This window comes from Mycobacterium cajalii, from assembly GCF_045809005.2.
Classification (GTDB): Bacteria; Actinomycetota; Actinomycetes; order Mycobacteriales; family Mycobacteriaceae; genus Mycobacterium.
Genome location: NZ_CM141436.1, coordinates 3,824,396 through 3,836,824, shown reverse-complemented (window position 1 = coordinate 3,836,824; position 12,429 = coordinate 3,824,396). Strand labels below are relative to the sequence as shown.

At 64.6% G+C, this 12,429-nt stretch carries 12 protein-coding genes and 2 pseudogenes; 3 read left to right on the top strand and 11 right to left on the bottom strand.

Annotated elements, in window-relative coordinates; all coding sequences use genetic code 11:
• The 3 genes and pseudogenes from ACJ512_RS18225 to ACJ512_RS18215 all read right to left on the bottom strand — a co-directional run bounded on the left by ACJ512_RS18225 (position 1) and on the right by ACJ512_RS18215 (position 2,793).
• Positions 1-456, bottom strand: coding sequence for a Zn-ribbon domain-containing OB-fold protein (locus tag ACJ512_RS18225; protein ID WP_407689350.1), 456 nt, complete (start codon positions 454-456; stop codon positions 1-3).
• Positions 453-1,688, bottom strand: a pseudogene (locus ACJ512_RS18220) (thiolase C-terminal domain-containing protein). The gene ACJ512_RS18225 and the pseudogene ACJ512_RS18220 overlap by 4 nt, the downstream one beginning before the upstream one ends.
• Entirely contained in the window at positions 1,657-2,793 is a 1,137-nt protein-coding gene (locus ACJ512_RS18215) for an amidohydrolase family protein (RefSeq protein ID WP_407689349.1), read from the bottom strand. The pseudogene ACJ512_RS18220 and the gene ACJ512_RS18215 overlap by 32 nt, the downstream one beginning before the upstream one ends.
• A gap of 141 nt (positions 2,794-2,934) precedes the next feature.
• On the opposite strand from ACJ512_RS18215, the gene ACJ512_RS18210 reads away from it, so the two are divergent.
• Positions 2,935-3,621: a TetR/AcrR family transcriptional regulator gene (locus ACJ512_RS18210; protein WP_407689348.1), complete on the top strand. Its 687-nt coding sequence runs from the start codon at positions 2,935-2,937 to the stop codon at positions 3,619-3,621.
• Here ACJ512_RS18210 and ACJ512_RS18205 read toward each other — a convergent pair.
• The 5 genes and pseudogenes from ACJ512_RS18205 to ACJ512_RS18185 all read right to left on the bottom strand — a co-directional run.
• Positions 3,618-4,226, bottom strand: coding sequence for a CoA transferase (locus ACJ512_RS18205; protein WP_461479791.1), 609 nt, complete (start codon positions 4,224-4,226; stop codon positions 3,618-3,620). The two genes, ACJ512_RS18210 and ACJ512_RS18205, sit on opposite strands and share 4 nt — an antisense overlap.
• A 109-nt stretch (positions 4,227-4,335) precedes the next feature.
• Positions 4,336-5,145: an ExeA family protein gene (locus ACJ512_RS18200; RefSeq protein ID WP_407689736.1), complete on the bottom strand. Its 810-nt coding sequence runs from the start codon at positions 5,143-5,145 to the stop codon at positions 4,336-4,338.
• On the bottom strand, positions 5,142-6,548 hold the full coding sequence (locus tag ACJ512_RS18195; protein WP_407689735.1) for a DDE-type integrase/transposase/recombinase: 1,407 nt from the start codon (positions 6,546-6,548) through the stop codon (positions 5,142-5,144). The genes ACJ512_RS18200 and ACJ512_RS18195 overlap by 4 nt, the downstream gene beginning before the upstream one ends.
• A gap of 46 nt (positions 6,549-6,594) precedes the next feature.
• Positions 6,595-7,221 (bottom strand): hypothetical protein, encoded by a 627-nt coding sequence (locus ACJ512_RS18190; RefSeq protein WP_407689734.1) that lies wholly within the window; start codon positions 7,219-7,221, stop codon positions 6,595-6,597.
• A 201-nt stretch (positions 7,222-7,422) separates the two neighbouring features.
• Positions 7,423-8,139 (bottom strand): annotated as a pseudogene (locus ACJ512_RS18185) (CoA transferase); the annotation flags it as partial.
• A gap of 509 nt (positions 8,140-8,648) precedes the next feature.
• Between ACJ512_RS18185 and ACJ512_RS18180 the strand changes: the two are divergent.
• Positions 8,649-9,002 carry a DUF732 domain-containing protein gene (locus ACJ512_RS18180; RefSeq protein ID WP_211279275.1) on the top strand — a complete coding sequence of 118 codons (354 nt, stop codon included), beginning with the start codon at positions 8,649-8,651 and terminating at the stop codon, positions 9,000-9,002.
• A gap of 655 nt (positions 9,003-9,657) precedes the next feature.
• Positions 9,658-10,320 carry a CAP domain-containing protein gene (locus tag ACJ512_RS18175; protein ID WP_085242827.1) on the top strand — a complete coding sequence of 221 codons (663 nt, stop codon included), beginning with the start codon at positions 9,658-9,660 and terminating at the stop codon, positions 10,318-10,320.
• Between the two features lie 136 nt (positions 10,321-10,456).
• Here the strand turns inward: ACJ512_RS18175 and ACJ512_RS18170 are convergent, their stop codons facing one another.
• The 3 genes from ACJ512_RS18170 to ACJ512_RS18160 all read right to left on the bottom strand — a co-directional run bounded on the left by ACJ512_RS18170 (position 10,457) and on the right by ACJ512_RS18160 (position 12,275).
• Entirely contained in the window at positions 10,457-10,897 is a 441-nt protein-coding gene (locus ACJ512_RS18170) for a lipoprotein LpqH (RefSeq protein ID WP_249025941.1), read from the bottom strand.
• Between the two features lie 400 nt (positions 10,898-11,297).
• Positions 11,298-11,471, bottom strand: coding sequence for a hypothetical protein (locus ACJ512_RS18165; RefSeq protein ID WP_249025940.1), 174 nt, complete (start codon positions 11,469-11,471; stop codon positions 11,298-11,300).
• Positions 11,472-11,876: 405 nt separating this feature from the next.
• Entirely contained in the window at positions 11,877-12,275 is a 399-nt protein-coding gene (locus ACJ512_RS18160; protein ID WP_461479790.1) for a TetR/AcrR family transcriptional regulator, read from the bottom strand.
• Positions 12,276-12,429 lie beyond the last annotated feature (154 nt).

Genomic DNA, 12,429 nt, shown 5'->3' with positions numbered 1-12,429 from the left:
TTACTCGCCGCCTCGGTCGGCGGAAATGGTGCGGAAAACCGGCAGCATCCACCCATCGGCGATCGGTGTGAAGTCCACGTGCACCCGCATCCCGATGGTCACGTCGGCGGGGGAGACGTCGACGATATTGGAGACCAGCCGGGCCCCCGGCGCGTCGGGCAGGTCGAGCACGGCGGGCACCAGCAACAGATCAGGCATACCCGGGAAGCCGTGGACCACCGCGAAGCTGTACACCGTTGCCTCCCCGCTCAATTCGGGCCAACTGATGTGGTTGGACTGGCAGTTCGGGCAGAACGGGGTCGGCGGCAACCGGAACGTGCCGCAATCGGCGCACTGGGGCACTACAAGCCGGCGCTGTTTGGCGGCCTCCCAGAAGGGTTCGGTTGTCTCGTTGACGGCGATGCGGATGTGTTCGCCGGGGATCGTCGTCGCCAGGGTCGTTGTCGGCGCGTTCATGCCGCACGCCCCAGGATCAGCCCGCTGACCGGCAGGCTGGCCGGACCGCCGGTGACGAGTGCGAGTTCGGCGTCGCGGACCTGGTTGATGGCGGTGCCGCGCATCTACTCGACTCCTTCCATGATGTGGGTCATCCCGACAATGTAGGCCTCGGACAGCTGGCCGCCGTGGGTGTTCACCGGGATGGAGCCGCCGCGGTATCGGATCGCGCCGCTTTCGACGAATGGTCCGCCTTGACCTTTTTCGCAGAAGCCATAATCCTCGAGCTGCATGAGCACCATGGGACTGAAATGGTCATACAACAGGGCGACGTCAATGTCTGCGGCGGTGATGCCCGCTTGCTCGTAGAGTCGTTTGGCGATGGGCTTGTTACCTGAGGAGGCGAAGTACTCGTCGGGCATCCCCATCCACGCGAACGCCCGGCCCCAGTCCTTAACGCCGCCGTGGGCGGCGGCGACCACCGGTACCGGCGGCTGCCGCAGGTCCTTGGCGCGGTCGAGGCTTGTGGTGATCACCGCCGCTGCGCCGTCGGTCTCCTGACAAAAGTCGTACAGACACAACGGTTCTGCGATCATGCGCGCGTTGAAGTAGTCCTGCAGCGTCAGCGGTTCGCGATGCATCGCCTTGGGCCGGTTGGCCGCGTTGGCCCGTGTCGAGATGGCGATCTCGGCGAACGCCTCCCGCCGGGTGCCGTACAGATACATGTGCCGGCGGGCCAGCACCGACATCAGCTGCCCGGGCCCGAAGAGGCCTGACGGCTGTAGGAACGAGTTGGTCGGGTCGGGCTCCAACGCCGAGAACACCGATCCGAGACGTTGTTTGGACTGCTGCAGGGCCATCAAGGTCACCACGACGTGGGCGTCGCCGGAGACGATCGCCGCCCTGGCCAGACCGATTGCGCCGGCCGAGCCACCACCGCCCGATGTCAGCGCCGCGGTGAATCGGACTTCCGGAATCCCGAGGGTTTCCATGAAGTCCGCGGTGTCCATCTTCTCGGTGTAGCCGGCGCTGGCGCCCGAGTAGTAGGCGAAGCCATCGATATCGGTGACAGCCAGACCGGCGTCCTCGCAGGCCGCCAGCATGGCCTCGCAGGCAAGCTCGGTCGTCGTTTTCGGCAGGGACTGACCACGCTTGTAATACGGCGTCGCGCCGATTCCAACTATCGCGACGTCGGGTTGACCGGAGTTGTTCGGCACGGGCTCAGAGGGCTTCGGCCGGGACCGGCGGGACATCCGGAAACAGTTCGTAGAACGTGCCCTGGGTGATCCGCAGCCGGGTCTCGTCGCTGACCCCATCGAAGAGCTGTTTGAGCGTATCCTGCGTATGCCCGAAGGTGCCTTCCATGTGCGGGTAGTCGCTACCGAACATCACGTTCTTGTAGCCCATGTGTTCGTAGGCCGCGACCGCCGTCTCGTCGTGCTGGAAGGACGCGTAGACCTGGCTATACAGGATTTCCTTGGGCGAACGATCCAGCTTGGGCCGCACCGCCATGTGATGCTGGCGATAACCCTCGATCATTCGGTCGCCGAGGAACGGAACCCACGTGGCGCCACCCTCGGAGATCAGCATCTTCAGACCCGGGTGGCGGTCCAGGGCTCCGGAGGCCACCATCTTCATCGCCGCCCGCTGGCCGGAGAACGTGGTTTCGGCGTAGTTCATCACCGCGCCCCCCGGGCCACGGTAGACCAGGCCAGCACCGCCGCTCGGGCCGCCGACCGTCATGTCCACCGGATCGGTGCCGATGTGGAAGGCCAGCACCATGCCGGTCTCCTCGGCCGCTGCCCACAGCGGTTCCCAGTCGTTGCGGTGCCAGTCGGGGGCACTGGGGTGTGGGGTGGTCGGCAAGAAGACCGCCTTGAAGCCCTTGCCGGCGGCCCACTGCAGCTCTTCGACGGCGTCATTGACGTCGAGGATGGACACCTGGGCGGTCACGACATAGCGCGGCGACACCGAAGCGATTTCCTCCAGCGCGTACTCGTTGCTGGCGCGCATGCAGGCCTTGAGCAGTTCGGGGGTGCGGAAGCTCGATGCCCACATGCCCAGAGACGGGAAGATCACCTCGCCCCAGACGCCCTCCTTGTCCAGGTCGTCGAGCCGCACTTTCGCGTCGCGGATGCCCTGGGGTTTCATGCTTTCCTCGACGAACATCATCATCGCCGACGAGGGCAGCTTGCGCCGGAAGATCTGACCGTCGACGTGGACGGTTTCCCACTCGCCGTCGGGATCCTTCTCGGCGTGCGGTGTCAGTTCGGCGAGTTTCTTGGGCAGTCGGGACTGCCACAGGTCGTCGGGTTCCATGAAGTGGGAATCGCCGGAGTTGGTCCAGATAAAGCTCATGTGTCCTCCAGGGCTGCGGGGCTGCCTGCATCGATGGTGGCAGCTTCGTGTGAGGAAGTCCAGAATTTTTAATGAATTAGCATTATTATATGGCCGAGGCGCCGGGTGCTATGAGACTGTCGTGACGTCAAAGGAGGCCTGATGGCGGGACCGGGAACCGAGATGTCCACGACCGCGCGCCGTCGTAACGTCTCGGGGGAGTCGACCCGCGTGATGCTGATTGAGGTAGCAGAACGCCTGTTCGCCACGCGGGGCATCGAAGCGGTCACCCTGCGCGAGATTCAGGAAGCCGCCGGCCAGTCGAACACCTCGGTGATCCGCTACCACTTCGGCTCGCGAGATGGCCTCATCCGGGCGCTCATCGCATTCCGCCTCAGCACACTGGGCACTCAGCGGCAGGAAATGCTGGCGCGGATGCATAACGAGGGTAAGGAGGCCGATCCCCGCGCCGTGGTGTGGCTGCTGGTGCGTCCGTTGGCCAACAGCATCAAAGCGGGCGAGATGTTCGTGCCGTTCCTGGCGCGGCTTAGCGAGGACCCGCGGGCCCGCACGGACTACTGGCCCGACCACGTCGACGACGACTGGACCCAGGAGCGACTCGAAGAGCTCGTCGAAGCCGCATTGCAGGACCTCCCCGAACGGGTTCGGCGCGGTCGCACGTTCCAGCTCTACACCAGCCTGCTTAACGTGCTGGCCGAGTCGGCCCGGTCGGGCCACGGGATCAGTGAGGCTCAGCTGCACAACTACGTCGACGGCTGGGTCGGCATGCTGACCGCGCCGGTGTCCTACGAAACCCGCGGCCTCTTCGCCGAGTCAGAGGAGCGCTAGCCGCCGCCGACGATCTTGCGCGCACGTAGATCGGCGATCCGGGCGTGATCGAGCCCGATTTCGCGCAGCACCGCATCAGTGTGCTGTCCGATCGTGCAGCCAGCATCGGCCTTGGTGGGTGATCGTGAGAACCGGTACAACGGTGCCAGCCGCCGGTGGTGTTCGAAGATGGGGCTGTGGGCCTCCACCGAGTACCCCGCGTCGAAGTACGGGTCGGTCTGCAGCACCAGTTCCGAATTGCGTTCCACGACTTCCACACAGCCGACGTCCTGGGAGGACAGCTCCTGTTCCCACTCCAGCTTGGTCTTGGTGGCGAACATGGGGGCGAGGACGTCTATCAGCGCTTTGTCGTTCTCCGCCCGCGACGTCGCCGTTGCGAACCGTTCATCGGCGTACAGGTCGACGTAGGGGGCCATCGCCTTGGCGAGCGCCGGCCACTCGTGGGCCAGCGGCGCCGCCAGGAAAACCCAACCGTCGGCGGCGCGATACATCCGGTACAGGGCATTGAGCCCGTAGAAGTTCTCGTCGGCCGCCTGGATCTCGGGCCGGCCGACATAACTGGTGTTGTTGGGGATCAGTGCCTGCAGGGTGGTGTTGCCCGGCACTCAGGATGAGCATTATGGCGGCGTTGGCGGTGAGGATGTGGGGGTATGAAATGACCCCGCCGGGCGGGGTCCGGCGGGGTCGGTGGTGTTCAGGGTGTCGCGGTGGTGTTCAGTCTGCCGTGACTTCGGCGATGGCTGTGCGGGTGGAGGATTCGTCGACGATGGCCTTGTTGGCGCCAAACGCGGCGACGAGGGCTTGTAGCGCGAGGTTGTTGACCGCGCGGGGGTAGCCGCGGCTGGTTTGGTGGATCAACCCGATGGCGTCGTCGGAGAACAGTGCGTCGTCGCGCCCGGCCAGCTTGAGGTGGTGGTGCAGGTAGCTGGCGGTTTCTTTGTCGGTCATGGGCGCCATCGTGTAGCGCAGCCCGATGCGTTGGTCGAGCGCGGCCAGCACGCCGAGTTTCATCCGCCGCCGCAGGGTGGGCTGGCCGACGAGCAAGCAGGCGAACGGGCTCGACGAATCGAGATCATGGTTGGTGAGCAAGCGGATGGCCTCCAATTGGTCGTGACTTAAAAGGTGCGCCTCCTCGACGACGACGGTGGCTGTACGCCCGCGCTCGGCGTGTTCGGCGGCCAGCGCGTCGGCGGCCTGTGGAGCCAGGGTGGCGTGGTGGGTCAGGGGTTGGCCGCCGAGGGAGGCGACGATGCGGTGGTGGATGCCGCGTACCCCGACGGTGGGGTCGGGCAGGTAGATGATGCTGTGGCGGCTGCGGTCAAGGGCGGCCAGCGCGGCACGCACGGCGACGGTCTTGCCGGCGCCAACTTCGCCGGTGATCACGCCGATGCGCCGTTCGGCGATGCACCAGCCGATGCGGGCGACCGCTTCGTTGTGGGCGGCATGGCGGTGCAGCATGCCCGGGGCCAGGTCGCGGCCGAACGGCATCCGAGAAAAGCCGAAGTAGGAGATCAATTCCATCATCGGGGTGCGACCTCCTGGTCGGTGAGCAGGTCAAGCTGGCCGGGAATCTCCGTGCCGGCCCCGGTGAGGGCGGCGTAGTTGACGCCGCGGGCCAGTTCGGCCGCATGCGCGGTCTCGAGCAGCTGCGCGTAGTCGATACCGGACGGTTGCGGTGGTGTGCTCGGGGTTTCTGGTTTGGCCTTGGGATGGGAGTGGCGGCTGATGTGGTGCGGGATCGCCAGCCCCATCGGCACGCCGGCCAGGCGAACCTCGATGCGGGTCAGGTCGAACGGATCGAACACCAACTCGACCTTGCGCCCGACCAATGCCGGGTCAACCTCATAGGAATTGCCATGTAGTGACACGGTGGCGGTCTTGGTCACGCGCCGGTGCGCCTCCCACAGGAACGCCTCGGTGAGAGCCTCGGGTGCGGGCAGCGCGACCGGCCCAGCGGCTGACCAGCGCTCCAGCGGGGTTTGGCTGGTCTCGGAATGGATCGTGCGGTGGTAGACCGTTTCGGTCCAGGCCGCGAAATGCCGATTCAACTCGTCCAGGTCAGTCACATAGTGGCGGCCGATGGTGTCGGGCTCGCCGGTGATCTCGACCAAAAACTGGTCGCGCACGGTCCTAAAAAACCGCTCTATCTTGCCCCGACCTTCCGGCCGGTATGGTGCCGAATGCACCAGGCGCACACCGAGTTTCGCGCACGCGCGCAGCAGCCATTCATCGACGAATGCCGAGCCGCGGTCAACGTAGATCGCCTTGGGAACACCGCGTGAGGCCAGTGCCGGCCGCAACGCGGCGGCCAGCCGCACCGTGTCCTCGGCATAGCCCCACCGATAGCCCGGCAGCAGCCGGGAATGATCGTCTAAGAACGCGAACAGGTAGGTCTTTCTGAGTTGAATACGTATGCCGTGCAACGCATCCCCGGTCCACAAGTCGTTGGGGTGGGCGGCCTCGAACCGCCCGAACACTGGTGCCGACCCCGTGGCCGCGCCACCGATGAGGCCGAGCCGGTGGAAGTTACGTTGCAGGGTACGTTCGTCGGGTGCCCAGCCCAGCTGGGTCCGCAGGATTCGGCGGATCGCCGCGGCGGTGCGCTGCGGGTTCTCCCGCCGCAGCGCAACCGCCAGCTCCAGCACCTCCTCCGGGGTGCGCGGGGTGCACTGGCGCTGGTTGGGTACCAACGCGTCGAACCCGCCGGCACGCCAGTCCCTGATCCAGCGATCAATGGTCTGGCGGCTGACCCGCACGCGGCGCCCGAACGGGTCGGTGTGCTCGCGCGATGCCAGCTCGCGCACCATCTTGCCGCGTTCCTTGGTGGAGTGCGCCGCATCGGCGGCCTCCCGGATTAGCTGGTACCGGAAAAGCCCGATCGCCCGGGCCCGCTCGGACCGCACCTTCACCTCATCATCGCCGACCACTGGCCGCCTCCTTTGCTGTCTTTCAAACACATGACAGCGCACAGGTTTACGGGGTGATCGGCGTCGGCGGCAGGGTCGGTTCGTGTTGCGCTGCCGGGCCGGGCCAGCCCGGTGTCAACAATCGCCCACCCGACACCGCCACCGCGGTCTCGGCCAGCGACACCTCGGACAGCACGAACCGGCGCCCGATGGCCGCCGCCAGCGCGACGATCGCTGTCATCGCGTCGGCCAACCCGCTGCCGGTCGCCTCAGGCATCACCGGATCGGCATCCACCGCGCGCAGCCACACCGTGAACACCGACCGCACCGCCTCGGCCCGCTCACCGAAGCGACGCAGCCAGCCCCGCACCGTCTCCGCCGGACAGGCCAACTCGGCCGCGATCCGGCGAAACCCCACCCGGCGCACGGCCTTGGCCACCAACGCGGACACGACCACCGCACCCACGTCGGCGCGCCGCAGCAACGCCGTCACCGGCAACAACACGTGGGTGACGCGGCAGTCGGTGCAGCGCGACCGGCGAGGACACAACCACACCGGCCCATCCGCACCGCGCAGCAGTCGCGGCCTGGCCCGCCCCCAACCCGCCAACACCCCACTGCATGCCGGGCACCGCAGCTCACCCGCTGCCAACCTGCGCTCGACTAGATCGACATCCGCCTCTACCGTGACCACTGCGCCTCCCAAGCGCACAGACGGCCCTCCCGCAAGACTCCAGCCAGAGACACCTACCGGGGGGGCCGTCGCCTACAACGACGTGATCACCGTGCCGCCCCGGCACCGCAAGCACCAAACCAGCTACGACCAGCTGACGAGCTACTCATCGTCAACGCCGGATCGCTACCCCGTGGTGCTCAACCTGAATGCCCCCGAACACGCCTGCGGGCGTCCCTGTTCGTCGTAGGCGGCGTCCATCGGCTCGAAGGCACCCGGGTACCGCTCCAGCACCATCTCGTAGAACCAGTTGTACGGGTCCATCGACCCCACCCCGGTGACCAGGTTGGATTCCACCACCTGACCGCGGCCACTGGAGCTGCGCTCGATGAGTGCGGCCAGGATCGCCTGGACGGCGGCCTGTGCGGCGCCCCACGATGCATAGGGAAACGAGATGTAGGCCGGTCCCGGCCTGCGGGTGAGGTCCCGCTTCTCGTGCATGACACCGGTCTTGGCCATGATCAGCGCTTCCCAGCCCTTGTACTCGCGCCACGGGCCGGTCGAACCCCACCCGGTGATCATGGCGACCACCAGGCGCGGGTAGCGTTCGGCCAGCACGGCGGGGGTCATGCCCAGGCGCTCGGCGGCGGCCGGGCGCAGGGTGCTCACCAACACGTCGGCGCGTTTCAACAGTTCCCGCAACTGATCCAGGTCGGCGTCGTCGTGCAGATCCAGCGTGACGCTGCGCTTGCCCCGCAGAAGTGCTGGCCATCCCGGCAACTGCCGCAGCGGGCTGCCGTCGGGCGGCTCGACCATGATGACGTCGGCTCCGCAGTCGGCCAGGAACTGGGTGGCCTGCGCACCAGGCAGCGTCGTCGACAGATCAACGACGACCACGCCTGCGAGTGGGGCTGTGGACTCCGCTTCGGCTGCCGCCATGATCGCTCCCCTTGTGACGGCCGGGTGTGTGACACACTCATGTGACCGATGCCACGCCAGCTTGGCAGCGCCAGAGATTAATGTCAATCCATTACTTCAGTGGTCGCTACGGGCTGGCGGACAGTGGACGGTGGCGAACCGTTCTCTTCTACGCCCTCGCGGTAACGCCGCGCCCCGCGTCGACGCCGACGTCAGACCGAAACGTAATCTTCGGAGACGCGATCGACCACGTCCGGTGTGGGGCGTCGTAGATGCCGTCGGGCGGCCACATGGAAACCGGCGATCTTGGCGTCGAGTTCGGTGCGCGACGCTGGGCCGGTGTCGTGCGCCTTGTGTAATGCCCGACGACTCAACATAGACGAAAACACATAGACGGAAACCTACGAATAGTTATATATTCAGCTACTAAGCCGTGGAGTCGGAAAGCGGGAACCAATTAGCGGTGCTGTGTCCGGGGCTCATTCGATGCCAGGCGTGGATGGGGGTGGCAGTCATTGAAACCAGGTAGCCTGTCGGTCGCCTTGCTCGTCGCGGCGGCTGCGGTTGGCGGAGTCGCGGGAACGTTAGCATCGCGGGCACGTGCCGCTCCGGCACCTGAGGTGGAGTACGTATATGACGTTATGGTGCGGCGGCACTACAACTTCCCAAATAATGACGCGCTCAGCTACGGTCACGGAATCTGCGACAAAGTCACCCGAGGCGAACCCTACGCCCAAATAATGGGTGACGTGAAAAGTGACGTGACTCCTGACGACGAGTTCGCGGCCAACTACCTTGTTTCGTATGCGGTTAATTTATTGTGCCCCGCCGAAATCTGGCAGCTGCGGAAGTCGGCTGTGGGTTACCAACCACCTGCGGGTTAGGCACGGCTGATCTCCCGACTATCAGAGCAGTATCGGGTCGATGTCAGCGTGGCAGGTGGCGAATGGTCAACGTGACCGCCGGATCGATCGTGTCGTGACCACCCCGCGCTGCCAGTCCCGGTTCCGCTAACGAGCGCCGAGACGCGGCTTTTCTCAGCTGCGCCGGCCACGGTCGGCTTTTTGCCGATGACGGGGTCGGCCAGTTCCCAATCAATTGCTGAAGCGTGGCAACCTGGATCGTATGCCCTCGTTGGGGCGCTATCAGGACGGTTGGATCGATGGTGGCAGCATTCGGGATCTCGGACCGGAGGACAACGAGTGCACCTGATAATATTTAACTGTTTAATTCAATAGAACCACTAGACGCCGCCGCAGCGCCGTGGGTAGCCTACACCCATGCCCGGCTCAGTTTGGTCGCACATTGACTAGATTCAAGTCGGTCCCACATCCGCTTGCAGTGAGGGCGAGCGGATCCGAGCGATTCTGCGCCGCAATCACATCGGCTGTAGCTCTGGTGCCCGGGTGCCGTGTCGATGCTTCAAAATCCGAGTATGCGATCGCGGTCAAGGTAGTACCTCGTCGGATAAGGTCCGTCGCCGCCCAGTGGCGCCTACCGCCACCTCGTGGCTAACAAGGAGGAGTTGGACAGTTGGACATGCAGTATCGGCCGCTATCCCTGTCTGTCTTGGTGGCTGCCGCCGGCGCCCTCCTGGGAGTTCCCGTCGCACATGCGGATGGCGACAACAACACGCTCATACCGAACAATAAGCGACTCAACGACGGTGTCGTCGCCAATGTCTACACTATTCAGCATCAGGCGGGCTGCACCAACGACGTTCGGATCAACCCGCAACTGCAACTCGCTGCGCAGCGGCACACCGAGGATGTGCTGAACAACCGTGCGCTCGACGGTGACATCGGCTCAGACGGGTCCACGCCGCAAGACCGTGCCAATGCGGCCGGCTTCCATGGTCCAGTGGCGGAAACGGTGGCGATCAATCAGTCAATCGCAATCAGCGGCAACGATTTACTCAACCGGTGGTACCACAACCCAGCCTATTTCAACATCATGTCCAATTGCGACCACAGCCAAGTTGGGGTGTGGTCGGAAAACAGCCCGGACCGCACCGTTGTGGTGGCGGTCTACGGACAGCCACAAGGGAGCGGGGGCACAACGCCGGCGAGCACCCAAGGGCAGAATATTCCGCTTGACCCCACCCCCGACTATGACGCGAGCGACGAACTCGAGTTCGGCCTCAGATGGCTGCCCTGGATCCTAAGGGGCGTGTATCCACCGCCAGGCTATCCTCCGGAATAGGGCAGGAATCAACCGTCGTTGGCGCCCGCACTGAGCCTTAAGCGGCGACGGCTCTGCTGGAGTTTGCGCTACGGATCGCTCGACGTAAGTGCGCGCAAGCCATGATCCAGTTCTGGCCGGCGATAGCTGGGTAGCCCTAACACGCAACCTTGATCGTGAATGTGCCGACTGCGTTCAGGCTGGGGTTGTTCGTGTCGAATCCCTTTGCGCTGCCACGGATTGTGTAGGTGTAACCACTTATGGTTACCTCGGCTTTGCCTTGGAGGTCTTGGTTAAAACTGCCGGTGAAGCCGCCCAGATCGTTGATGTTGACGGCTTTGGCCGTGAGCGCCTTCTCGTTGGAGACAAACGCCTGAGTGCCTGTCGAGGTGTCACCGATGGTAATGGTGGTTAACGATCCTGCCGGTATGCATATCACCGCATGGGTCTCCGGGAGAACCTGATCGTTGATCGTCACCTGCGCAGTTCCGGCGGGTAATGTTCCCGGTTGTGGTGCTGCTTTTGAACCCAGCGAGCACGCGCCAAGAATCGCCGCTATCAAAACGGCTGCCGACGCAGCGCTGAACCGCTTCTGCACAAGCGCACCTCGCTTCATTTCGCCACCTATACCGAGCCCACGCGGAGAGCAATGTAGCCACCACCCCGGACCCGTCGGCGGCAGACCGCTCAGCGAAGTGAGCTGTGAGCATAGTCGAAACAACGGTATCCGACTTTGGTGCCGTAGTAACGGGACATCACGATGCATTAGTTGAAGCGGTTGCGTCCGAAAGTTGGTGTAAAAGCACAGGCCGGTTCGCGGCTTCGCCATCAGCATACGGGCTGAGGAACTCAGGCGACAGGCCCGCCCGCTGCTGCCGCGGGGGCGGGTTTTCGTTCACCCCGCTCCAGATGCTTTGGCAGCCCCCCGGGAGCGACACTGCAGGGCCGAGAGATGTTCAGCCGTAGAGGGTTTGGGCGGAGTCGGTCAGTGCATTAAATTAAACGCGGCGTCGAGGCGGTGTTGACGGCGCCCGGTTGGGTTCGTGGTTGGCTTCGGCGGCCACGAACTCGATCAGCTCCTCGAGGTCATCTGCTCCGGCCAGCAAGGCAGCGCCGTCTGGGTGGGCGCGCATGCCGAACGCCAGCCGCTCACAGTCGGGGTCAAGCAACACCAGCTCGGGTAACGCGGCGGCGGTCTGGTCGCTGACGATGACCTCGTCAACGTTGCCGGCAACGCTGAGCCGGCGGCGGCGCAGGTCGTATGGGGGACCAGTTGAAGAACACTTACTTGCACCTCTGTGTCGATGCGGACGTGCTCGAACAAGACGTCAGCATCGCTGCGATCAGCCGAACGTCATGATTGGCGATCGATGCTGTCAGGCCGCAATCGAGTCGTGTCCTGGCCCGCACGGATCAGCGCTGGACGAACATGGATCCTGCTGGAAAAAGAGGGACTTTCGGCTCGATGCTGCAATGCGGATAGTCTCGCCTTCCTGGCGGGCACGGCCAGCGAGATTGCTCGCCGCCGGCGCTGACGGCCCAGCCGCCATAACCGTGGGTTGACGTGATCGACTCGGCTACCGCGGAGGATTTAGCGAGGCGACGAGCAGGTTGCGCAGCACGCCCTGGTTACCACCGTCTTCAAATACGGCGGGTTGGGCAATAAGGCTAAAGTTGATGCGGACAATCCAGCGCGCGAGGGTGTCGGCGCGAAGATCGCTCCGAATCTCGCCGGCAGCGGCAGCAGCCTCGAGGCGCCGAACGAGCGCGTCAGCGAGTTTGGCTCTCCACAACTCGGAGCCTTCGGCGGCGTGATAGGCAGCACCAAGGGCTTGGTGGTCGTCAACTAGTGATCGCATTATCGGTGAGCTGCGGGCGATGTCGATCCCCTGTAGGCATGCTGCGACGAGCTGAGTCAGAAAGGGTTCGTCAGTCTGCCAGCATTGTTCAATGGCTTGCAGCGTGGTGGCGAGCACTCGCACAAAGGAGGCTGCTAACCTCGATTTTTCGCACTGGTGGGGTTCGGGGGTGCTGAGCCATGAAGATCGCTGAGCGATAGCGCATTTTGGACTTGGGGTGTGTTTGGCCGTCCCGTGTCGCCGGGGTGGGCGGGCTTTCCTATGGCCGGTG